This is a genomic window from Pseudooceanicola lipolyticus (assembly GCF_002786325.1).
Lineage (GTDB): Bacteria > Pseudomonadota > Alphaproteobacteria > Rhodobacterales > Rhodobacteraceae > Pseudooceanicola_C > Pseudooceanicola_C lipolyticus.
This window is the reverse complement of the sequence record NZ_PGTB01000010.1, coordinates 21,502-43,378: the sequence shown is the minus strand read 5'-3', so window position 1 is coordinate 43,378 and position 21,877 is coordinate 21,502. Positions and strand designations below refer to the sequence as shown.

The following is a 21,877-nucleotide window of genomic DNA, read 5'->3' as shown; positions in this document are numbered from 1 at the left end:
GGGCCTGCCGGATGCCCACGGATTTCCGCGCCTAGTCCTTTACGACGATCCGGTCCAGCTGCCAGATGCTGCGGGAATAGATCACCTCGGTCTGGTAGTCGGCGTTGGAGTCGTAGGGATAGATGATCCAGAGCGGCCCCTTGTCCCGCACCGACATTGCATCGCCATTGTGCAGATAGCTGACGATCGGCCCGGTTTCGACCCAATCCTCGGACGGGATGTCTACGGCATAGTCATTGATCGCGATGGCGTTGACCGTGCCACCGCTGGCGCCCACCTCGGACAACAGGCGGGCCAGGGGCACGCCAGTGAAGGTTTGCGGCCCTTCCGTCCAGATCGTCGTCGTTTCGATGGTGACCGCTCCCAGCTGTTCCAACATGGCCTGGTCGAACTGGGCGGTATCGCCGACATTGGTGGCGGTGATCTGGCCGCTGACCACCAGAATAGCTTCGCCCGTGGGTGCGGCGAGGTTTGCCGCGGCCAGCCGCAGCGGAGACAAAGCGGCAAGCGCGATCGCTGCCAGCTGAAGTAGAGTGCGCAATGACATCGTAGTCCCTCCTGGGTCGCCCTGCCGGGTCCGCAGCGCACGCCGCCCCGACGTCGCAGGGAGATCGGAAGGGACACCGCAAACAGACCGCAGGGCGCGTGTGAATGACAGGGAACACAGGTCCCCCGGCGCGCGATGCTAGTGCGAAATCGTCACCACGGGCTTAAGGCGGATGGATTCTGGCAATGTGGTTCCTTCGGTCCAGCAAACCCGCAACGCGGCCGCGTCTGACCGGGTTGAAACTCGGCAATCAACGAAGTCCGGCCGGGTGTTTCGACCGAGTCGGCACGGCGAAACCCCATGTTCCAGAATCCGCTCATGGCATGATTCGCCGCTTTCCTGCTGTCAAGATGACAAATGAGCGCCTTAATCCGCCTTTAACCAATCCGATTTAAGGGTCTCAGAGCCCGCGATCCAATTTGTTGATTGTGGATCGAAAAACTACCGCCGGCCCAGCGGCCTGTTCGAGGCGAAAGGTCGCCGATGGCGGATGGCTGCCAAATCGCAGCCGCGGCGTCCTGGTTCACTTGCCTCGCGACGACCAAATAAACAAGTTCCGCCCTGCGGGGCAACCGCAAGCCTTCGAGTAGGATAACAAAAGGACTACAGTGCATGGCCTCTACGACAACACTTAGCGGGAACTATGGCTACACGGCCTACAGGTATTCGGGCGATGCATCGGTAATCGACGCCTCGGACGCCTCGTGGATCGTTGCCAATACCGGCAGCAACATCAACCTCTACCCCTTCCTGATCAACAACGCCTCGGACGGAATCGAGGTCTTTGGCATCACCATCAACGGGCAGGTTTCGCAGACACTCGATTGGGCGAATGCCTATATCAATTCTGCTGCGGTCATGGTGCGCGACACCGCCGATTCGATCCTGCATGACATCACCATCACCAATCCCTGGGACGCGCTGCGGGTCGCCGGAGGCTCCAACGGGTTCGAAATCTACAACGTCCACGTCACCGGCGCCCGCGACGACGCCATCGAAAACGACGATGGCGCCAGCGGTGTGATCCGCGACAGCCTGTTTGACGGCGTGTTTTCGGGGATCAGCCTGGGCAACAAATACACCCCCAACCGCACCAACCAGGTGGTCGAGATCGACAATGTGCTGCTGCGGATGGAATCCTATCTGTACCGGGGCGACGTGACCCATGGGTCGCCGTTCAAAATGGTGGAAAACAGCCCCAAGCTGAAGATCACCGACTCGGTCATCGCCATCGAGGACACCGATCATATCGGTGACTGGCGGCTGGACCTGGCCTGGGACAAGACCATCGAATCCTCGGGCAACGTGTTCCTGAACCTGTCCGACAAGGCGCTGCCGTCCGACTACCCGATGCCCGGCGCCGGCTGGACCGTGCTGCAGGGCCAGGCCGCCCGCGACTATTGGGCCAAGGCCCGCGCCGAATGGATCGCCGAACAGGACGGCAGCACCGCACCGGTTGCCGAAGTGCCGCAGGGCTCGACCTCGAACAGCGACACGCCACAGGTGGTCGACGAGGCGGATGATGTGTTGCTACCTGCCCCCCTGCCCGGCCCTGGCCCCGAGGTCAGCATCAAGACGGTGCCCGACTTCAACCACAACACCGACAAGATCGTGCTGGACAGTTCGATCTTCACCAGCCTGACCGCCCCGAACGCGGCCGGATACCGCACGCTGGACCAGACCTTTTTCGAGATCGCCAGGCAGGCCGGCGATTCCAACGACTACATCATGTACAAGTGGAAAACCGGCGAGCTGTTCTATGACGCCGACGGCACCGGCGCCGGAGCGCAGGTGAAGATCGCCCAGCTAGAGGAACGCCTGTCGCTGGACCACACCCATTTCGTCGTCAGTGACGGCACAGGCGTGCCGGCGGTGTCGGTTCTGCCCGGCCCGGTGGACGAATCCACCGTCGAGGCAACCCGCAACACCGCGGCCAGCACCAGCCCCGACGCGCTGACCATCGACACCATCCCCGCCACGGGCCATCACCTGGACCTGATCGGCGATTTCGAACCCGGCACCAACAAGATCCTGCTGGACCACGACGTGTTCAAAAGCCTGACGGGCAGCAATGGCAGTTCCTCTGGCGAGTTGGATGTGAGCCAGTTCAAGATTGCCGAACGGGCGGGCGATGCGGACGACCACATCATGTATAAATGGAAAACCGGCGAGCTGTTCTATGATGCCGACGGCGCCGGCGGACAGGCACAGGTTCTGATCGCCGAACTGGACCTGCGGATGTCGCTGGATCACAGCGATTTCCTGATCGTCTGATACCTGTTTCCGCAAAGGCAGTTGCCATCGGCAATTGCCTTCGGAGCCCGCAGCGACAGGGCGCCCCCTACCCCCAGGCGTCCAGCCGCCGGCCGATCAACTCTTCGACCCAGGGCCGTGTCGCGGACAATTCGCGCTGCAGCCGGTCCCGGGTGAGGGGCGCCATCGCGGCTTTTTCCACATTGCTGGATCGCAGCTTTTCCCGCACCGCACCGGTGGACAGCGCCCGCAACGTCCCCCGCAGCGCCGGCTGACGCCGGGCAAAGGCCACCAGATTGCGCATGATCCGCGACCGCGGCACCCCGCTGGAATTATAACGCGGCACCGAACCGGCGGCGAAGTCGGGCAGTTCGAGAAAGGCAAAGACCCCGCGCATCACCCGCGCGGGATCGGCGGCCATCTCCTCGGTGATCACGATATGCATCCGGTCGGCCCCGAACGCCTCCAGGAAGGGCGGCAGCCGGTGTTCGTATTGGCTGAGATGTTTCAGGAACCACAGATGTTGCCAGCCTTCGGCGATCCGGGAGGCTTCGTGATCCAGACAGTCTTCGAAACTGCCGGCATCCCAGCCTTTGGACAAACAATACTGATAGCTTGAAAAGGCCCGGTCGACCGGGTTGCGCAGGATCACCACCAGCCTGGTATCGGTGCCGCAGAACCGTTCGATATTCGGGATCGCCGTGTCGGGATAGGAAATCGTGCTGACCGAGGCGTCCAGAAGGCAGGGTTCGGTCCGGCCGGCAAACAGGTCGAGCCATTGGTCCTGGCTCGGCCGGTGACGCGGCGCGAAGTTCTCGTTGCCGATGCCGCAGATCTCGGCGCTCCGGCCATGCATGGCCAGGAAATGCGGTTCTTTGGGCGTACACAGAAACATCGACGGATGTTGCGCCATGGCAATCGCCAGCGAGGTGCTGGCGCAGCGCGGCGCGCCGATCAGCAGAACATTCGGTGGGCGGCGATCTGCGGTCATGAGGGGCCTGATCATCCGTTCGACATGCCGGACAAGGTGCAGAGTGCAGGCCAAGGACGATTCCTGTCAACACGGCACTCGCCCAAGGCGCGCAGTCCAAACGCGCGGCAAACGCATGACGTGAAGAGGCCGACTCGCACGCCCCGGCCGGTTACTCCGATTGGGCGAAAATCCGCCGAAACGGGGCCGGATCATCCGGACGGATACATCAAAAGGATAGCTTCCGCAGATCCGGAAAGGATCGCACACTGAACTCCGCCAAAGGGGGGAACAGGGGTTTTGGCACCACATATCTTTGCGCTATCAGCACCGTAACTTCCCTTCACTTTAATCGGCCAGGGGCTTGCAACGGGCAATCCACGGGGTTGTCCGGCGCCTCAAGAATTTTGAAATGAAGATATAGGGGAGGCTTGAATGGCGAATTCGCACAAAGGGCACGACCAAGGCCATATTGCCGCAATGGGGGTTCCGGGACAGGTCAGGCCCCCCGGCCCCGAGATCGAAACCATCGGCCCCAACACCGTTTCCTCCAGCATCGCGACAACGCTGCAACGCCCCGACGTGGCGTTGCTGGGCGCGACGCCAGCCTTTGAACACACCTTGCATGTGGGGCGGCCGAACATGCCCGACCGGCAGGCGTTCCTGACACGGATCAACCAGGTGCTGGACAGCGGACGGCTGAGCAACTGGGGGCCGTTTGTGCAGGAATTCGAAGATCGCGTGGCAGAAATCTCGGGCGCGAAGCACTGTATCGCCACCTGCAATGCCACCATCGGGCTGGAGCTGGCGATCAGCGGGCTGGGCATGTCGGGCGATGTCATCGTCCCGTCTTTCACCTTCATCGCAACGGTTCACGCCCTGTGGCTGCAAGGGGTGCGCCCGGTCTTCTGCGACATCGACCCGGTGACCCATTGCCTGGACATCGACTGTGTCGAGGCGGCTATCACCTCGCGAACCACCGGCATCCTGGGCGTGCATCTCTGGGGGAATTCCTGCGCCAATCAAAGGCTTCACGACCTGGCGAAGAAATACGAGCTGAAGTTGCTGTTCGATGCGGCGCATTCCTTCGGCTGTGAAACCGGCCCGAACCACCCCAGCCATCTGGGCGATGCCGCGGTCTACAGCTTTCACGCGACCAAGTGCATTCACTCGTTCGAGGGCGGCGCCATTGTCACCAATGACCGCGAGCTGGCGGATCGACTGCGCCTGATGGTGAATTTCGGATTTGCCGGCGAGGATATCGTCGCGCATCTGGGCATCAACGGCAAGATGAACGAGGCCTCGGCGGCGATGGGCCTGACCTCGCTGGAAGCGATGGACCAGTTCTTCGACCATAACCGCGCGAATTATGCCACCTATGCCGCCGCGCTGGCGGATGTGCCCGGCGTCACCCTGATGCCGCGCGAAACCAATCACAAGCACAACTTCCAGTATATCGTGACCGAGGTCGATCCGACCAAGGCGGGGCTGACACGAGACGAGCTGATCTCGGCCCTGCGGCTGGAGAACGTCTATGCCCGGCGCTATTTCTATCCCGGCTGCCACCGGATGCAGCCCTATGCCGGGCTGAACCCGCGCGCGGGATACACGCTGCCGGTGACCGAGGCGGTAGCCGAACGGGTCATGGTGCTGCCAACCGGCATGGCCATGAGCGGTCACGAGATCAAGCGGCTGTGCGCCTGCATCGCCTCGATCGTCCGGCAGGCCCCGGCGGTGCGCGCGGCCATCCATGAATGCAAGGATCCACGCCTGCCACCCTTCCCGGCCTGGGAGGCCCGCACGCGCGTGAACCACTAGACCGCTCGGGCCGTGCAGTATCGGCGCGGCCCGAATACATCGACCAACCTTATTATTTCGGGATCGGCCGAGAGTTTTCAAAGCCCCTGGCGGGGCGAAGGCCATCCCAGACGGCGCCCGGTTCGGGAATTCCCCAACCGGACGCCACAAAATCCGGGTCGGAGAGCACATGACGATCTCGACCACACCGCAAGCCAACGCGCTGTCGCCCGAACACGGGCCGCGTTCCGGTTTTGCAAATTTCAGATCAATCGTGATCGGCCGGCTGTTTTCGGCCCTGTCGGTCTGGCTGGCAATCGTCGCGCTGACCAAGATGTCGGATCCCGCCACCGTCGGGATGTACGCGCTGGCTCAGGCGATCTGTATCCCGATTGCCGAAGTCTCGAAGATGAGCCTGAGGGAAGTGCGCTCCAGCGACCATTCCGGGCAATTCGTCTTTGGCGATTACCTGGGATTGCGGCTGCTGGCGGTTCTGGTCGCGCTGGCGCTGATGATGCTGTTCGGCTTTCTGCAAAGCGACTCGGCCGTCATGCTGATGGTGATGCTGCTATACGCGGTAGCACGCGGCGCCGAGCTGATCTCGGACATGATTTACGGGCTGTTCCAGGCCCATGAACGAATGGAATATATCGGCCGGTCGCTGTGCATGCTGGGTCCGCTGTCGCTGTGCCTTCTGGTCGCGGGCTATTGGCTGACCGGATCGCTGGCTGTCGCCGTTCTGGGCCAGTTGGTGGCGCATATCGCGGTTCTGGGCCTGTATGACCTGCGCCTGGGGTTGCGGCGGGCGCGGCTGGTGGGCGATGTCTTTTTGCCTCGTTTTCTGCCGTCGGCACTGTCGCGGCTGGCCCGCCATGCCCTGCCGCTGACCGTGTCGACCCTGCTGATCATCAGTGCCCTGTATTTCCCGCGCATCGCTGTCGAGCACGAATTGGGGTTGACCGGACTGGGCCTGTTCGCGGCGATTTTCGCGATGGCGATGGCGCCGGACCGGTTGGTCAACGCCATGGGCGTCGCGGTCAGCGTGCGCCTGGCCCGGCATTACGCGGCCCGGCATCATGCGGCCTTCCTGCGGCTGCTGGCCGGTTTGGCCACAACCGTGGCGATCTGCGGGTCGGTCGGCATTGCCCTCTGCGTGCTCTATGGCGAGGCGATCCTGCGCTTTGTCTATACCGAGGATTATGCTCGTTACGGCACACTGCTGGTCTTGCTGGTCACGGCGGCGACGCTGCGCGGCGTGGCGAATATTCTGCGCTATGGCGTGGTGGCGGCGCGGCGGTTCTGGTGGCTGGGGGCGCAGAACGCGGCCGCGGCGCTGGTGGCAATCGCCGCCTGCCTGATCCTGATCCCCCGCTACGGCCTGACCGGGGCCGGAATGGCCATGGTTCTGGTGTTTGCCATCCAGTTGTTTGTCGTTCTGGGCGCCCTGATCCATGCCGTGAAATTTCCCAGCCAGAAGGAGCCTTGCCGATGAAAGTTTCGGTCTCTGTCGTCACCTATCAACAAGCCTCGACCGTACGGCAGGCGGTGGAAAGTGTTCTGGAGCAACAGGTGGATTTCCCGATCGAGATCATCGCCGGCGATGATGCCTCGGCCGATGGCACCCGCGAAGCCTTGCAACAGCTTCAGTTCGAGGCGCCCGAAACGGTAAAAACCATCCTGCGCCACAGCAATGCCGAGGATTTTGGCCTGACCAATGTGCTGGCCACCGTCGATGCCGCGCAGGGGGAATATATCGCCTTTCTCGATGGCGACGACTATTGGACCGACCGGCAAAAGCTGGCGAAACAGGTGGCCTTCCTCGATGCCCATCCCGACTGCGTGATCTGCGCGCACCGGGTCCAACATCTGCGCAAGGACGGGGTCCGGATCCTGTCTCCCAACGCACCGCATGGGGAAGGCGTATATGACATCGGCGCCCTGATCGTTCGCAATTTCGCGCCCAAGATCTCGACGGTTATCCGCAGATCGGCATTGGCCGACTTGCCCGAATGGTACCGCCTGACCTCTTATTCGTCGGCGGACTGGCTGTTGAACATACTGGCCGGACGCCATGGCCGCGTCGGATTCATCGACCAGGTCATGGCGGTGCATCGCATCCACCAGGCCAGCGTTTCGGCCAATTTCGGGTCGCTTCACATGATTTCGGACAAGCTGCGCGCGATCACGGCACTGCGCAGCTGCCTGCCGCAGGCGGCGCGCGATCTAACGCGGCTGGAGCGGAAACTTCTGTGGAAACGCCGCATCGTGCGCTGGTCACCCCGCGCCTTTTCGGTTCTAAGACGGTTGAACGGCATGGCCCGATCGCATCCGGGCTAAGCGCGACGCCATGGCAAAGCTGTTCCGCCCCACCGCGACGAAGGGGCGATGCGGCCGATATTCCCGATTTATCAAAAAAATCCTCTTTCGTTTCTCCGCTGTTTCGGCAGCAGGTCAAACATTTAACCCCATTTTATCGCCTTCGCCCAAACGCAATTCGCAAATGTAATTATTCCGAGTGAAAATTTAGACCTTTCGGATCGGTCCTGATCCGCATGAATTAGACCGCATTCATTACTTGCCGAAACAGAGCACTGACGCCCAGTCTTCAGGGGTAGGTTTGTATTTTCGTGCCAGGTCTTCAGATTAGGGAGGCTTACTGTTTTGGAACACAAAACGGACCATCTATTTCAAGATTTGAAACCGCCTTCGGCGCGCTTTGGCAAGTCAGCTGCCCGCCCGCCGCTGCAACCGGCCCCGACGCCATCGCCTCTACCTACATCAGAACAGGTTGTGCTTCGACGATATACCCCGTCGATAAAAAGCTCGGTTGCCATCCCGGACGATCTTGTCGCCCCCTACCCGGTTGGGGGTGCCGCCAAACGGATGATGGATCTGGGCATCGCGCTGCCGTCGGTCCTCGTCGCGCTTCCGGTCATGGCCCTGATCGCCAGCCTGATTTTGATCACCACCGGCCGGTCGCCGTTTTTTGCCCACAAGCGCGTGGGGTTCCGCGGCTATCCGTTCCCTTGCTATAAGTTCCAGACCATGGTGCCCAACGCGCAGGAGGCGCTGGCCAAGCTGCTGGCCAGCGACCGCGACGCCGCCCGCGAATGGGCCAACCGGCGCAAGCTGCGCCATGATCCGCGGGTGACGCGCCTGGGCTGGATCCTGAGGAAATGCAGCCTGGACGAGCTGCCGCAGCTGATAAATGTGCTGAAGGGCGACATGAGCTGTATCGGCCCCCGCCCGGTGACCACCGAAGAGCTTGAGCGCTATGGCGCCGGTGCCGGTGCCTATATGTCGGCGCGCCCCGGCATTACCGGCCTGTGGCAGGTGACGGGACGCAGCAATATGGACTTTCCCACGCGTGTCTCGATTGACCAGGGCTATGTGCAGAACTGGAGCCTGCTGGGCGACATCCGCATCTTGGCAAAAACCCCGGCGGCAGTTCTTCGCATCATGGAAACGGGGTAATCCGTTCAATTCGGCGGAACTGCCGCCATTGCAAATGTCATATTGATTAGTCCGCACACAAAGATTTGGCACTTTAATTTAACTCTGTCGACAAGTTCTTTCAGCAATCCGGATAATGAACCGACCCGCTTAAAGAGGTCATCCGGAGGCAGCGCTTAACTCCCCCTTCCGTTTTTGGGGGCGTAATTTGGGCCCGTCGACAGCCAGGGGTACGAATGCAATGACTTTGAAACAGCTTTACCCGACGACGCTTGCGCTGACCTGCGCCTTGATCCTGTCCTTGCTGGCACCGTCGACTGGCCGTGCGCAGGATTATCTGCTGCAACCCGGCGACGTGCTTTCGGTGCGCATCATCGGGCCCGAGGTTCTGGAACAGGCCGTCCCGATCGAGATGGATGGCTTTGCCTGGTTCCCGATCATCGGCGAGGTTCAGGCCGCCGGGGCGACCCTGCGCCATGTGCGCGAGCAGGTGGCCAATGCCTATTCGGTCACCAGCATCCCGGTCTCTGCCGGGGCCGACAGCGTGCCGCAGCTGATCCAGTCAAGCCAGGTGATCGTCAGCGTGGCGAAATACCGCCCGATCTATGTATCCGGCGACCTGCAGCAGCCCCTGATCATCGATTTCGAACCGGGCCTGACCCTGCGCAAGGCTGTGGTGCTGGCCGGGGTCGGCAGTGCCATTGACCGTACGGCAACCGTGGTGTTGGAGCAGGAAGAGGCGCTGATATTGAACCTGGCCCGGGTCTATGCCCGGATCTGGAGCCTCAAGTCCCTGTTGGGCACCGATACCCAAGAGGATTACGACAACATCCTGGTTGCCGATACCGAGGATATCCGCGCGATTGTCGAAATCGAAAGATCGCTGATCACCGCCCGGACCGAGGAATATGAACGCCAGAAGCGGACGATTGCCAATAACATCATCCGCAACAAGGTCAGGCTGGCCGCGCTGCTGAAACAGAAGGCCAACGAGGAAGAAGGGCTGAAGCTGGATGAACAGGTGGTGCGCGATCTGCGCAAGCTGGCCGAACAGGGCCTGACCGTCACCTCGAAACTGGCCGAAGTCCGCCGCGCCGCGATCACCAGCGCCGGCAGCGTGTTGCAACTGGGCAGCGCCATCGAAGATGTGCGCGCCGACCTGTCGCTGCTGGAGGCCGAGGCGGAATCGCTGGGTGACAGCGCCCGCAGCGAGGCCTGGTCCGAACTCTCCGGCGCCATCGGCACCGTGCACGAGATCCGCGCCGATCTGGCATCGCTGCGAGCCGTCCGCGCCGCCAGCAACCTGGACCGGAAACAGGTGATGGCGGTGATCACCCGACGCGGCGAACCGCTGGCCCCGGTCGACCTGGCCCTGGATGACCGCGACCTCTATCCGGGCGATCAGGTCGATATCCTGCTCACCTTCCTGAAGGAGTCACAAAGCTAGAAAACGTGTCCAGATACAAAGACTTGTTAAGGGGGGAAAAACAAATGAAAGATGCCGGTCGCGATCTTCTGGATACCGGATGGCAAGAAGGACCCACAGGGCTTGCCTATATTTTCAGGGCCATTGGCAGAAACTTTTTCACGCTCTTGCTGACGCCGCTGCTGTTTATTGCCGGTGGCCTGGCCTATCTGGTGACGGTGCAGCACCTTTATACGGCCACCGCATATCTGCGGGTGCAACTGGACGACACGGTTCTCACCGACAACTATTCCCCGCTGGAAACCCATGCCCAGCTGATCCAGTCGAACCGGATCATCTCGATGGTGATCGAGGATCTGGGCCTGGCCGAGACGCTGAAACCCACGCCGGGCCGGCTGCGGCAATTCATCAGCGCGGCGCGAACCCGGTTGGAACTGGATTCCGACACAGCCGCCGAAGGCACAGACAACGAGTCGCTGCTGATCGGGATCGTGCAGGCGGGTCTGAACGTGGAACGGGTCGGCCGGACCGAGATGATCGCGGTCAATTATACCTCGGCGCGCCGGTCCCAGGCGATGCAGATCGCCAATGCCTTTGCGACGCTTTACACCGAGGATGTCTCGGGCGCCAGCGACCGGGTGAACCAGCGGCGCAAGGATGCCCTGGAAGGGCGGGTCGAAGCGATCCGCGATCTTGCCTGGCTGGAACGTGACACCGCGCGCAAGCTGATGTTTCGGAACAATTACATCGTCACCAGCGCCAATGATCTGGAAGACCGGATCGCCGAGTTCCACCAGCAGCTTTCCACCGTCAGCGCCAACGAGGCCGAAATTCGCGCCCGGCTGGCGATGATCTCGCAGGGCGACGATATGGAAGCGCTGCAGGCCTCGGCGCTGCAAACCGACGCGACGCTTGAAATCTACAGCGACCTGATCAGCGCCAGCCGAAAGCTGGAGCAGCTGAAAAACCAGCCCGGCGTGTCGCAGGACACCCTGGACCGGCTTGAGGAAAGCATTCTGGGCATGCGCGCCTCGCTGGAACGGGCGGTGCGGCGCATTCGCGACGATCTGGACCTGCAACTTGCGGTGCTGACCGCGCGCAAGGCGACCGTTCTGGAAGAGCTTGGCCGCATTCAGGATTACGGCCGCAGCGCCGAATGGGCACAGCTGCGCGAGGCCCAACGCAAGGCCGAGATCTATGAACGCATTCACCAGCAGCATCTGAACGATCTGGAGGAACTGAACCGATCCGACGCCTCGTCGGACGTCAAGCTGATCTCGCTGGCCCGGTTGCCGGCGACGCCCAGCTATCCGAAATACAAGGTGCTGCTGGTGCTGACCGGCATCTTCGGGTTGCTGGTGGGTGTGGCGATCGCGATGTCGCGCGAATGGTCCGCGCGGTCGCAACCGAAACCCGCCTTGATCGTCGACCCGCAACTGCGGCGGCATTCATGACCGCGATTGACCAGCGCTTTGTGCCACTGGGCCACGAAGTGCGCTTTGCCTTCCTGCTGGGTTGCGGATTTTTCGTCTTGCTCAGCTTTCCCGGTGTCGGCGGGCTGCCCAGCGGGATGACCGGGGCACATGCCCTGATGTTTGCCAGCCTTCCGTTCTGGTTTGCCGCCTCGGTCCGGCGCAAGGCATTGGTGTTGGACCAGACCGCAGCTCTTGGCGCCGGGCTGATCCTGCTCTGCCTTGCCTTCCTGGTCGGCTGGGCCTTCCTGTCGGCGATGGTGTCGAACACGCCGCTGCGAACCGGCCGACCGATTGTGGCGCTGCTGTCGGGGATTTCCTGTTTCTTCCTGGTCACCGGCACCGTGACCCACAGGCGGCTGAACGTCTTTGTCGATGTTCTCTGCCTGACGCTGGCGCTGACCTGTCTGATCAGCGTCGCTGCTTTTTACCTGCCGCCGCTGCAGAACGCGGTGTTCAACGGGACCGACCGTGCCTCGGGCTATTTCAAAAACCCGAACCAGTTCGGCATGGCGATCTCGGTCATTCTGCCGGTGGCCGTGGCCTGCCTGCTGGGGCAGCGGGAACGCCGTCTGCTGTGGTTAGGCTGCCTCGCGGCGCTGCTGCTGGGGCTGGTCCTCAGCGGGTCGAAAACCAACCTGATGATCTCCTCGGCAACGCTGATCTTTGTGCTGGGGGCGTTTTCGATGATTGCCCAGACCGGCATGAAGCGGGTGCGCATGCTGGTCCTGAGCTTTCTGGTCACGGCGGCCTTGCCGTTGCTGAACATCGCGCTGTTGTGGATTTACAATCCCCGCGCGCTCAGCCTGTTCACCGTGCTGCTGAGCGAGCAGGAAGAGCTGCATTCGCTGACTACCCGCAGCGAAATCTGGCGGCGCAGCATCGAAGAGTTCCTGCACAGCCCGGTCTTCGGCCAGGGCGCCGGCCATCCGATCGACATCTTCTATGCCGACCAATTGGTCACGCACAGCCACAACGTCCTGCTGGACTATCTGCGCACCATGGGGGCACCGGGATTTTTCGGCTTCCTGATCGTGGTTCTGGCGGTACTGTTCCTCTCGCTCAGTTCGATCCGCCTGGCCTTCAAGATGCGCCAGGCCGAGCTTGAAAACCGCATTCTCTGCATCGGCCTGTCGGTGGCGCCCATCGCCTATCTGACCGCCAATATGTCCAGCGATTCCATGGGGCCATCGACCAGCCCCTTCCTCTGGGTCACGTTTTTCCTGGCCTTGGCGGCGCGGGTGTCGCTGCTGGGCGAGCCCCGGCCCAGATAACCCGCCGTGACAGGTCCGACGGCTTCAGGCAAGGCGCGGATGCTGGTGCCGCATGCTGATCATTTCGGAGTAGATCGACAGCGTATCCCGGCCCATGGCCGACCCGTCCCAGCGTCTCAGATCGGTGTGGCGCGCCCCCTCGGCCAAAGCTGCCCGCGCGGCTGGATCCCCCAGCACGCGCAACAGCGCCTGGGTGAACCCGCCCCAATCCCCCGGGGGCACGATCACCGCGTTCTGACCATCGCGCAATACCTCCTCAAGCCCCGGCAAATCGAACAGCACCACCGGCCGGCCGGCGGCGATATATTGCAGGACCGAGCGCGGCAGGCCCTCACGTTCGGAACAATGGATGCAGATATCGCTGAGCGCGATGATCCGTTCGGGATCCTCTCGATACCCCAACAGCCGGACCTGGGCCTGCAGCCCCAGCTCCCGGATTTTCGCCGCGATCTCGTCGCGCAGATGGCCCTCGCCGGCGAACAGGAACCGGGCCTGCGGGAAACTCTCGATAACCGGCCCCAGATGGTCCAGCAGGGCCAGGTGGTTCTTGCGCGGCTCCAACGCCGACAGCATCGCGATAACCAGCGGGCGATCAGCGCCCTGATCCGTGCCCACCAAATCCCGCCAATCCTGTGGAGGCTGGGCCGTGGCAAAGCGCCCGAGTTCAAAGCCGGAACGCACCACGTGATGCGGACGCTCGGTGCCGACCCGGTGTTCCAGGCAGGCGTCCCGCATCCCTTCGCTGACATGGATGAAACCGTTCGTCACCCTCGCGGCCGCCCGTTCGGACAACAGATAGATGGCTTTCCTGGCGCCGGTTTCGCCGACAAAGGGCAGAATATGCACGCCATGCACCACCAGCGGCACGCCCGCCGCGGCGGCGGCAAAGCGTCCGACGATTCCGGCCTTGGACTGATGCGTATGCACCACCTGGGGGGACAGCTGCTTGAGCACCCGGCGCAGGTGCAGAAAGGCCGACATATCTTTCAGCGGGTGCAATTCCCGCGTCAGGGCCGGCACCGACACCAGCCGGAGATCGGGCAAGGCCCGTCCCGCCGCTTCGGGGGCCGAGTCGTGACCATGCACCAGGTAAACCTCGTGACCCTCTGCCAGTTGTCCCGCGCAGGTCAGCAAGGTGTTCTCTTCCGAACCCGCGCGCAGCAGCCGGGTCAGGACATGGACGATCCGCATACTGGCACCTCCTTCTGGACGGGTCGCAGTCAGAATGCGGCGCCGGCGGGCCTAGTACAGCCCGCCATGCGCCGCGTGATCGCATTTTGACGGGTCCGAAACCTCATCGTCGGGAAATCGGACGGCACCGGGATGGCAGTTGATCCAGTTCAGCCGCGTCTCGGCCCAGACCGCGCGCGCCTCTTTGCCCTGCAACACGCGAAAGCAGTTGGGCGGCTTGTCCAAGTGATCGGGCCAGGCCTTGTCCGACGTCCACAGGAACAGGTTGTTGCGGCAATCGCTGATCTTGTCGAAACCGATGCCAAGCGCCGAGGCGCTGACCATCTCGTCATCACCCATCGCGATAATGCTGTCGTGAATCACCAACACTGGCGACGCGCTATCGGCCTTTACCGGAAATCCCTGCCGGCGGTCGCCCTTGTAAAGATAGGGTTGCATCCGCATCAACACACCGGCCAGCGTCACCGTGACCGAGACATCGCCGGGCAAGGCTTCGTCGGAGGACCGCAGGCTGATCGCCGAAAAGCAGCCGTCGAACAGCGAGTCCTTGATCAGCCCGGTCTGCAGGAAATCGTTTTCCAGGCAATCGTCGCGCACCTCGCTCAGCCAGACCCGGTCGATCCGGAACAGGGGGGACTCCTCGATGATGCGGATGCCGTCCCAAACCCGGCGGATCCTCTGCCCTTCCATATGGGCGGACGGGCTGTTCCACAGACCGATCGCGGTGCTGTTGCAATAGGTATAGATCCAGTCGGACTCCTGCGGCACTTCGCCCTCGAAACGACCGCCCAGCAAGGCCACGCCGGCGCTGCCATACACCCGCAGCGGATAGCGGTTCAGCCGAAGCGGTCCGGTTTCGCAGTCGGTTGTTTCGTCCGGGTTGGAATTTTTACTATTGGCGACGCGGAACCTGCCATTGCGCATGTCGATCACCGACCCCGGTTCCAGATCGCGCGCGACGAATTCCTGATACTCATGATCGCCATCGGCCGAAATGGCCTCGGCCCCGGCGGCGGTTGTGAGGGCAAGGGACAGGCAAAGCCCCGACATCGCGTCGCGACAGCGCCCTGGCAGCTGGCACCGCCCGGCCACTGTGCTACCGATCGGCATATTTCTCATTCAGCTTATAGGCCGCTTCGGTTCGGTTGGTGACGTCGAGCTTTTTAAGGATATTGCGGACGTGAACCTTGACCGTGTTTTCACACATATCCAGTTCGTGCGCGATGATCTTATTCGGTTTGCCATGGCGCAACGCCTCGGCCACCGCGGATTGGCGCGAGGTCAGCGTGTCGTGGAACACCTCGGGCGCAGGCAGCTTGCGCCCCGCCAGTTGCCGCAATTCGCCAAAGCCCTGGCTGGTCAACATCACCCCGCCGAACGCCGCCGCCTTCATCGCTTCGACGATCACTTCCAGTCCGATGGTTGTGGGGATATAGCCGCTGACCCCGCAGTCGAGAATGGACAGAACCAGGGAGATATCTTCGCTGTCCGACAGCACCACAACCGGTGTCGGCTCGGCATCTTTGACCAGCTTTCGAAGGGCCATGCCTGTCGAAGCTTCGGAAAGTTTGTTTTCATTCAGATAGATCACAACCGCGCCCGGCGGTTGCCGAGACGGGTTGCTGTCAAGATATCTTTCGATTGAATCGTATCCGGTCAGCCGGACATCCGGATGAAATTGTTCGATGCCGTGAGAAAGACACTCCCGCCAAAGCCGCCGCTCCTCGATAAAATAGATATGCGCAACTTCGATCTGCGCATCCAAGTTTTCAAGATTCTTACGCGACTCTTTTTCTATTTTTGATGTCGGAACCGCTTTTTTCAAAACAACATCGTTCGACTCGCAAAGTTCTTCTTTCATAGCCCCCCCAAACTGCAATGGATCGCGGGCTTCGCGACCACTGCAATGCACCCCTGCGGCGTGGGCAAAATGTACGCCAAACGAGACTTACTCATGGTACTCCTTACCCCCCAAAAAAACAATTGCTACTTTTTTTATACTATGGTATGGCGGCATTCCGCCAAAAGAATCAACTCACGAGATACCCGCGAGAAACAAACTCTCGTGTAAGGCGACTTCGCAATCTCAATTTGCCACGCCGCGCGGGTGATTATTTTAGATCGGCGCTCGGAAAATTGGCTGCCAGAGGGCACGCTTACGCCAAACTGTGTCAGTGCTCCTGCCCAAGAACAGACCCATCAAAAGCCTTATTATAAAGGCCATGAGCGGTCTGTGAGCCAGCGCACAAGTTCCGGCGCAGCCTCTTCTTTGAAGCCACCAGCCGGCACAGAATTGCCCGGCACTTTACCCAGGCCGCCTTCCATCGGGAGGAAGGGAACGGCCCAAACGGGCGAGCGAATCAGCCTTATTAGGCGGTTGTCTTTTCACCGGCGGCCACTGTCTGCCGTGGAAACATTCGGGACTGCAGCGCAATCGCCTCCCGGTTTTCCAGTGCCGGCGTAAACTCCGGCGTGGTAAAGCGCGCGCCGCGAATTTTCACCAGATCTCCCTCAACCCGCATGCGATCCTGCATCAGCCAATCGACGACCTGAATAAGTGTCTTGCATTGCTGAACAAAAATGCGGTCGCGCATTTCTTCCAGCGGCACGTCCCGATCCACAGCGCAGGCCGTCTGCATCACGATCTTGCCCTCGTCCATGACATCCTTGATCAGCTCGACGGTGGTGCCGATGATTTTGGTGAAATAGTCAATGCCATCGCCAAATCCATCCATGCCTTTAAATGCAGGCAACAACGACGGGTGGAAATTAATGATCCTATCGCGCAAGGCCTGGCGGATCTCATCCGTATAAAATTGTGTATAAAACGAGAGGATATAGTCGATTTCATGTTTGCGGACATAATCCAACAGGCTTTGGCAGAATAGTTCATTGGTTCGCGCGGGCAGGACGACGGCCGGCACGCCATGCGCGCGCGCATGGACCAGGGCCGGCCCTTCGGCAACCGCGACCGCGGAATGCACCGCGCGGCGCACGGTTTCCGTATCCAGAACGCGCTGCATCACCGATCCCGTGGTGGAAAGCACGAAGACAAAACTCGGTTGTAACGAAGCCATGGTCACAGCTCTCCTTCACGGTAGGCGGGGAAATAGCTGGTTTCGGCCCTGCCCCGCGTCAGGTCGCGATAGGCCGCCCGGTCAAAAACCGAGCCGCAGATATAGTTACGCCTTGTGGTGTTGCTCCACCCTGTCTTGAAATGTTGCAGACCCTGGGCGCCCTGCCCGGTGGCGCCGGCGACACCGCCGAAATTCACCCATCGGACCTTGTCCGCGAAATAATTCAGCAAGGTCCACTTGGTCGCATAAGAGGCGCTGCAGGCATAGCCCGTCTTGCTGAAGGCCGCGAGATGACCCTGGGCGATATCGCCATCGACATACCACAGGTCCAGCCCGACGGTTTCGCCATCGCGCGACGCCCGGAACATCACCAGTCCCGGCACCCTGAACTGCTGTTCAAACGAGTCACGGGAAAACGCCCGCATCCCGTGGACGTCATGCTTATCGGCCAGAACGGCATAAAGTTCGATCCAGTCATCGAGGAACTGCATCGGCGTCTCGCACAGTTCCACATCGACCTTGTTCAGCGCCCGCCGCGCGTTCTGGCGGTGCGATTTCGACACGAAACTGTCCAGCGGTTCGGTCAGGTCGGCGATGAAATGGTCCTTGAACGGATGCACCCGGTCAAAGCTGCGCCGCAGCAGGTCTTCGTCATAGTCGCCCAGCGGATCGCTGACCAGCATGACACTGACACAATCCGCACAGTCGCGCCGCAGATCCGCCGCCACCGCCGACCAGTCGGCACAGCAGAACAGCGGATACAGCCCCATCGCATCGCTCAGACCGGTCTGGGCAATCGGCCGACGCAACAGCCAGCCGCCGCTATCGCACAGGAAGCGCGGTGTGCCGAAGGCGGTGAAGGCCTCGGCATAAAGCGCGCTGCGATAGCCGGGCGCGGCAAGGTCTGAGATGCGGGAATGAAGCATATCTGTGTTCCCGGTCTGATGCGCAGGACCACGCGGCGGTCAGCTTGCCTCGGTGGCCGCGACTTGGCGCTGATCGACTTCGGCCTGCAATTCGCGCAGCCGGCTGGACCGGCAGCGATTGAAGAACCGGTCGCGCGGCAGGCTGGCCAGCCGATACCGCGTTTTCCAGTCCCCGCGCAGCAATACGGTGCTGCTGGGATCCGAGGCCGGCTGATAGGTCGCCTGCACCAGAATCCGGTCCGGGCCGCTGACAAATTCCGGCGAACAATGCCAGGTGCAGGTGTGGCACATCGCAATGTCGCCCGGTTCAAGCTCGGGACAGATCAGCGGCCAGTCCGGGCTGAGAAGGTCGGTATTCACCTCGCCGGCATCGCCCATATAGCCGAAGAAATGCGTGCCCGGATAAAACGAGATGCCACCGTTCTTTTGGTTCGACGGGCTGAACGGAATGAAAACCGTGGTCTTTTCCGGCCAGCCATAGTCATAGGCAAAGTCGCTATGCGGGAACACCGCGTTGCGGCTGCTGCGATCCTTGATGACGAAACGCTGCATGAACAGCGCCAGATCGGGATAGAGCTGTTGCATCACATCCAGGATCGCCGGAAAGGCATGGACCTGCGCCAGCACTTCGGGCGGCGCCTCGTGCACATGCACCGGGTTGAACGGGTTGACCTGGCGCTTGCCCTGCAGCGACCGGGAATAGAACGCCCCCCATTCCCGCTGCCAAAGCTCCACCTGCGCGGCAGGCACCACGTCACGCAGCACATAAAACCCGGTTTCGCGGTAAATCTCAGGCGAAAACGTCGTGGAATCGGCCTTGGGGATGGACTGGCGGATGTCACCGATTTCAATGGATTGCATGGAATTCACATCCTTTTTCTGAGCTGACCTGACATCCGGGATCCCGCGCGCATACCCGCGAAATCCCGGCCGGTGTCAGATGCGATAGTCGGCGACTTTTTCGGGCAGCAGATCATAGCTGCGCTTCATGTCGATCCCCCGCGTCTCATCGTCATAGGGCACCGAGCAAAAGCCCAACACGGCCTTTTCCTTGTTCGACAGCTGGTCATAGATCTTCTGCGGCATGTTGCCGGGAATGTCGAAAGCCTGCTTGATCCACCAGCGGCAGAAGGTTGCGATGATCGACCAGCGCGTGCGGCCGCTGACATTGTCCAGCGCGGCATGCCAGATGCGACTGTCCCAGATGATCAGGTCACCCGCCTTCGACTCGATCGGGATCGCCTGTTCGATCGCGGACTGTTCGGCATATTTGTTCGATTTATGCGATCCGGGCACGATCACCGTACAGCCGTTTTCCCGGGTTTGATCTTCCAGCGGGATCGAACATTGCATGATAAACGGATAGGACCCGGTATAGGGAATGAACGAGTCGATATGCATCGGCATCTGGTAATTGCTGCTGCGCGCCAGAAAGGATCGCAGGATGTAATTCGGATCCTCGGCCGGCACCGAGGAAAACCACTGATCGTTCAGGAAATGCTTGAGGATATCCTCGATCACCGGCGTCTGCAGGATCAGCCGGCAAAAGGCGATGTCCTTGCTTTGCAGGTTATACACCATTGGCTGTTGCTTGTTCAGTCGCGGCATGCGAGCCGACTGCGCCTGAACCGTCTTGTCGAACCAGGCCGAGACGCGGTCCAACATCGTATCAACGGTCGACTTGTCGAAGACTTGTGGAATGCGCACATACCCGTGTTCTTCGATCGCGGCGATATAATCCGCAGTGGGATCGCGCGCGACTTTTTCCGAAACGACCTGATCCATAATAAATTGCCCCCCATTTCCGGAGCGCGAAAGACGCCCCTGACCCCCCGGAGAACAGCGTTGAAAAGCACTTGGGGATATCCCCAGAATACACCTAAATCAAAACCCCACCGACCTGCCGGATCACAGGCATGCCAAAGCACGACGTTCATCTATTTTGAAACGGCGTTTCCTCCGCTTTGAACGGGCACCCTGGAATTATTAGGTACCAGCAGATCCGAAGGGCTGTGATAAATCTGCGCAATCATCGACCCGCAGTTCACGCTTTCAAACTACCCCGGACTAGGATCGAAGGTACTGGGGGTGAATATTTCTGGCAAGACCGCCATATTAACCACTTGGAAGTACTCCGATGCCTACCCGGAAGAGTTACCAGGAACAAAAGAAACATATTTTCAACAGGTTAACCGGATCGCCAATGCATGACGCACGCCGGAACAGCCAGGGAAATGCCGGCCGCCGCGCCTGAACCGGCCGAACGAAGCACCGGCGCGGCCGGCTTCAAGGCGGGCAGACAGCGCCGCCGTCCGTACGACGTCAAACGCTCAGGCCAGCCCTTGCACCGATCCCGAGGCGGCGACCGGGTCCTTCCGGAACAGGATTTCGAATCGCTCGCAATAGTCGCGGTCGACCAGGTACTGAACCCCGGTGATCAGCCGCCAGACCAGGTAGAAGGGGAAGAAAAAGGTGAAATAGGTCGAGAAATAAAACTTGTTCAGCCCGTCAAACCGCAAACCCACTTTCTCGGCTGACTCCCGCATGCTGCTTGCGGTGCAGTTCAGATAATAGGCCGGAAACCCGTCGCCGATCTTGTTGGGAAACAGGTAATGCAACAGGCGCTTCTTGAATTCATTCGGCAATAGCCGGTTCAAAACGGCAAAGCAGGCATAGCGGTAGGGCACCATGATATACAGCTCGCCCCCCTCTTTCAGCAGGCTGGCCAGACCGCGCATCGCCGCCTCTTCGTCCAGAACATGCTCCAACGTGCTTTTGCAGATCACCTTGTCGTAAACGCCCCTGAACGCGCCGACATCCTTGGTGATGTCAAGCTGATAGACATTGGTGTATAGATCGCGGGCCTGATCCAGTTCGTCCATGTCGATGTCAAAACCGTCATACAGGCGATAGTCTTCCTTGCCCCCGAACCCCAATAATATGCGCGCCGGTTTTTTCCCGCCGCCAATATCGGCGATTGCGTCACCGGGTTTGATATCCTCGACCAGCTTGGGATAAACCGATTTCCCGCTTTCCTGCGGAAGCAAGGTTTCCAAACTTGAACACAGCCGCTTGTTCAGATTGATGAAACGCCTAATCATTTGCATCCCCCGACTCCGATATGTCGCATGATCAAATGTTGCCAGCTTAAGCGCCGCGTAGAATTGGAACTGAATATTCAAGGCCAGCGGCGCATGGCCTGACCTGCCGGTGCGACGCCGTCTATTGCGGAGCCACACGGCAGTTCGACGCTCTCAGGGTAGCACGCCGGCAAGCCGCTGTGAACTTGCTGCCTGCCGGCCGGAGCCTTCACTTGGTTCACGCATCGCTGCGCAGACAGCGTGCCCCTCGCCTCGCTATCGCGTGCGGGACCTCTCGCACGATTTCGGAGTACTGCCATCGAAGATCTATTGGCGGTGCCAACAGGGCAATTCGAACCGGTCTCGGCAGGGGCAGCATGGCTGCCCTTTAAGCCCCGCCGAGCTGACTCC

The 21,877-nt window shown here is 60.9% G+C and carries 18 protein-coding genes; 8 read left to right on the top strand and 10 right to left on the bottom strand.

Features of this window, described 5'->3' with window-relative positions:
- Window positions 1-31: 31 nt before the first annotated feature.
- Entirely contained in the window at window positions 32-547 is a 516-nt protein-coding gene (locus CVM52_RS05580; RefSeq protein WP_205964888.1) for a putative pterin-binding protein, read from the bottom strand.
- Between the two features lie 612 nt (window positions 548-1,159).
- On the opposite strand from CVM52_RS05580, the gene CVM52_RS05575 reads away from it, so the two are divergent.
- Complete coding sequence (locus tag CVM52_RS05575) at window positions 1,160-2,821, top strand: hypothetical protein (protein ID WP_100161558.1); 1,662 nt, start codon at window positions 1,160-1,162, stop codon at window positions 2,819-2,821.
- A 67-nt stretch (window positions 2,822-2,888) separates the two neighbouring features.
- On the opposite strand, the gene CVM52_RS05570 is transcribed toward CVM52_RS05575, so the two are convergent.
- Window positions 2,889-3,791: a sulfotransferase family protein gene (locus tag CVM52_RS05570; protein ID WP_172720919.1), complete on the bottom strand. Its 903-nt coding sequence runs from the start codon at window positions 3,789-3,791 to the stop codon at window positions 2,889-2,891.
- Between the two features lie 414 nt (window positions 3,792-4,205).
- On the opposite strand from CVM52_RS05570, the gene CVM52_RS05565 reads away from it, so the two are divergent.
- From CVM52_RS05565 to CVM52_RS05535, 7 genes are all read left to right on the top strand, one after another.
- Complete coding sequence (locus tag CVM52_RS05565) at window positions 4,206-5,588, top strand: DegT/DnrJ/EryC1/StrS family aminotransferase (protein ID WP_205964887.1); 1,383 nt, start codon at window positions 4,206-4,208, stop codon at window positions 5,586-5,588.
- Window positions 5,589-5,757: 169 nt separating this feature from the next.
- Entirely contained in the window at window positions 5,758-7,059 is a 1,302-nt protein-coding gene (locus CVM52_RS05560) for a lipopolysaccharide biosynthesis protein (RefSeq protein WP_100161556.1), read from the top strand.
- The gene (locus tag CVM52_RS05555; RefSeq protein ID WP_100161555.1) at window positions 7,056-7,904 is read left to right on the top strand and encodes a glycosyltransferase; all 849 of its coding nucleotides are present in this window, start codon (window positions 7,056-7,058) and stop codon (window positions 7,902-7,904) included. The genes CVM52_RS05560 and CVM52_RS05555 overlap by 4 nt, the downstream gene beginning before the upstream one ends.
- Before the next feature lie 453 nt (window positions 7,905-8,357).
- Window positions 8,358-9,041 (top strand): sugar transferase, encoded by a 684-nt coding sequence (locus CVM52_RS05550; protein WP_205964886.1) that lies wholly within the window; start codon window positions 8,358-8,360, stop codon window positions 9,039-9,041.
- A gap of 220 nt (window positions 9,042-9,261) precedes the next feature.
- The gene (locus CVM52_RS05545) at window positions 9,262-10,467 is read left to right on the top strand and encodes a polysaccharide biosynthesis/export family protein (protein WP_100161553.1); all 1,206 of its coding nucleotides are present in this window, start codon (window positions 9,262-9,264) and stop codon (window positions 10,465-10,467) included.
- A 44-nt stretch (window positions 10,468-10,511) separates the two neighbouring features.
- Window positions 10,512-11,900, top strand: a complete 1,389-nt coding sequence (locus CVM52_RS05540; protein WP_100161552.1) for a GumC family protein — start codon at window positions 10,512-10,514, stop codon at window positions 11,898-11,900.
- Complete coding sequence (locus CVM52_RS05535; RefSeq protein WP_172720918.1) at window positions 11,897-13,192, top strand: O-antigen ligase family protein; 1,296 nt, start codon at window positions 11,897-11,899, stop codon at window positions 13,190-13,192. The genes CVM52_RS05540 and CVM52_RS05535 overlap by 4 nt, the downstream gene beginning before the upstream one ends.
- Window positions 13,193-13,216: 24 nt before the next feature.
- Here the strand turns inward: CVM52_RS05535 and CVM52_RS05530 are convergent, their stop codons facing one another.
- The 8 genes from CVM52_RS05530 to CVM52_RS05495 form a co-directional block, all read right to left on the bottom strand.
- On the bottom strand, window positions 13,217-14,383 hold the full coding sequence (locus tag CVM52_RS05530) for a glycosyltransferase (RefSeq protein ID WP_100161550.1): 1,167 nt from the start codon (window positions 14,381-14,383) through the stop codon (window positions 13,217-13,219).
- A gap of 51 nt (window positions 14,384-14,434) precedes the next feature.
- Complete coding sequence (locus CVM52_RS05525) at window positions 14,435-15,493, bottom strand: hypothetical protein (protein WP_133119794.1); 1,059 nt, start codon at window positions 15,491-15,493, stop codon at window positions 14,435-14,437.
- Window positions 15,480-16,244 (bottom strand): LuxR C-terminal-related transcriptional regulator, encoded by a 765-nt coding sequence (locus tag CVM52_RS05520; protein ID WP_100161548.1) that lies wholly within the window; start codon window positions 16,242-16,244, stop codon window positions 15,480-15,482. Before CVM52_RS05520 ends, CVM52_RS05525 begins: the two co-directional genes overlap by 14 nt.
- Window positions 16,245-16,752: 508 nt before the next feature.
- Complete coding sequence (gene purN, locus CVM52_RS05515; RefSeq protein ID WP_100161547.1) at window positions 16,753-17,460, bottom strand: phosphoribosylglycinamide formyltransferase; 708 nt, start codon at window positions 17,458-17,460, stop codon at window positions 16,753-16,755.
- A gap of 2 nt (window positions 17,461-17,462) precedes the next feature.
- Entirely contained in the window at window positions 17,463-18,386 is a 924-nt protein-coding gene (locus tag CVM52_RS05510; RefSeq protein WP_100161546.1) for a GNAT family N-acetyltransferase, read from the bottom strand.
- A gap of 39 nt (window positions 18,387-18,425) precedes the next feature.
- A complete protein-coding gene (locus CVM52_RS05505) occupies window positions 18,426-19,247 on the bottom strand; it encodes a phytanoyl-CoA dioxygenase family protein (protein WP_100161545.1) in 822 nt (273 codons plus the stop codon).
- Window positions 19,248-19,322: 75 nt separating this feature from the next.
- Window positions 19,323-20,171, bottom strand: a complete 849-nt coding sequence (locus CVM52_RS05500; RefSeq protein ID WP_100161544.1) for a phytanoyl-CoA dioxygenase family protein — start codon at window positions 20,169-20,171, stop codon at window positions 19,323-19,325.
- Between the two features lie 545 nt (window positions 20,172-20,716).
- Complete coding sequence (locus CVM52_RS05495) at window positions 20,717-21,487, bottom strand: class I SAM-dependent methyltransferase (RefSeq protein ID WP_172720917.1); 771 nt, start codon at window positions 21,485-21,487, stop codon at window positions 20,717-20,719.
- Between the last annotated feature and the right edge of the window lie 390 nt (window positions 21,488-21,877).

Coding starts and splice junctions, on each gene's coding strand:
- CVM52_RS05580 (WP_205964888.1), bottom strand. CDS start 547: ATGTCATTGCGCACTCTACTTCAGCTGGCAGCGATCGCGCTTGCCGCT.
- CVM52_RS05575 (WP_100161558.1), top strand. CDS start 1,160: ATGGCCTCTACGACAACACTTAGCGGGAACTATGGCTACACGGCCTAC.
- CVM52_RS05570 (WP_172720919.1), bottom strand. CDS start 3,791: ATGACCGCAGATCGCCGCCCACCGAATGTTCTGCTGATCGGCGCGCCG.
- CVM52_RS05565 (WP_205964887.1), top strand. CDS start 4,206: ATGGCGAATTCGCACAAAGGGCACGACCAAGGCCATATTGCCGCAATG.
- CVM52_RS05560 (WP_100161556.1), top strand. CDS start 5,758: ATGACGATCTCGACCACACCGCAAGCCAACGCGCTGTCGCCCGAACAC.
- CVM52_RS05555 (WP_100161555.1), top strand. CDS start 7,056: ATGAAAGTTTCGGTCTCTGTCGTCACCTATCAACAAGCCTCGACCGTA.
- CVM52_RS05545 (WP_100161553.1), top strand. CDS start 9,262: ATGACTTTGAAACAGCTTTACCCGACGACGCTTGCGCTGACCTGCGCC.
- CVM52_RS05540 (WP_100161552.1), top strand. CDS start 10,512: ATGAAAGATGCCGGTCGCGATCTTCTGGATACCGGATGGCAAGAAGGA.
- CVM52_RS05535 (WP_172720918.1), top strand. CDS start 11,897: ATGACCGCGATTGACCAGCGCTTTGTGCCACTGGGCCACGAAGTGCGC.
- CVM52_RS05530 (WP_100161550.1), bottom strand. CDS start 14,383: ATGCGGATCGTCCATGTCCTGACCCGGCTGCTGCGCGCGGGTTCGGAA.
- CVM52_RS05525 (WP_133119794.1), bottom strand. CDS start 15,493: ATGCCGATCGGTAGCACAGTGGCCGGGCGGTGCCAGCTGCCAGGGCGC.
- CVM52_RS05520 (WP_100161548.1), bottom strand. CDS start 16,244: ATGAAAGAAGAACTTTGCGAGTCGAACGATGTTGTTTTGAAAAAAGCG.
- purN (WP_100161547.1), bottom strand. CDS start 17,460: ATGGCTTCGTTACAACCGAGTTTTGTCTTCGTGCTTTCCACCACGGGA.
- CVM52_RS05510 (WP_100161546.1), bottom strand. CDS start 18,386: ATGCTTCATTCCCGCATCTCAGACCTTGCCGCGCCCGGCTATCGCAGC.
- CVM52_RS05505 (WP_100161545.1), bottom strand. CDS start 19,247: ATGCAATCCATTGAAATCGGTGACATCCGCCAGTCCATCCCCAAGGCC.
- CVM52_RS05500 (WP_100161544.1), bottom strand. CDS start 20,171: ATGGATCAGGTCGTTTCGGAAAAAGTCGCGCGCGATCCCACTGCGGAT.
- CVM52_RS05495 (WP_172720917.1), bottom strand. CDS start 21,487: ATGATTAGGCGTTTCATCAATCTGAACAAGCGGCTGTGTTCAAGTTTG.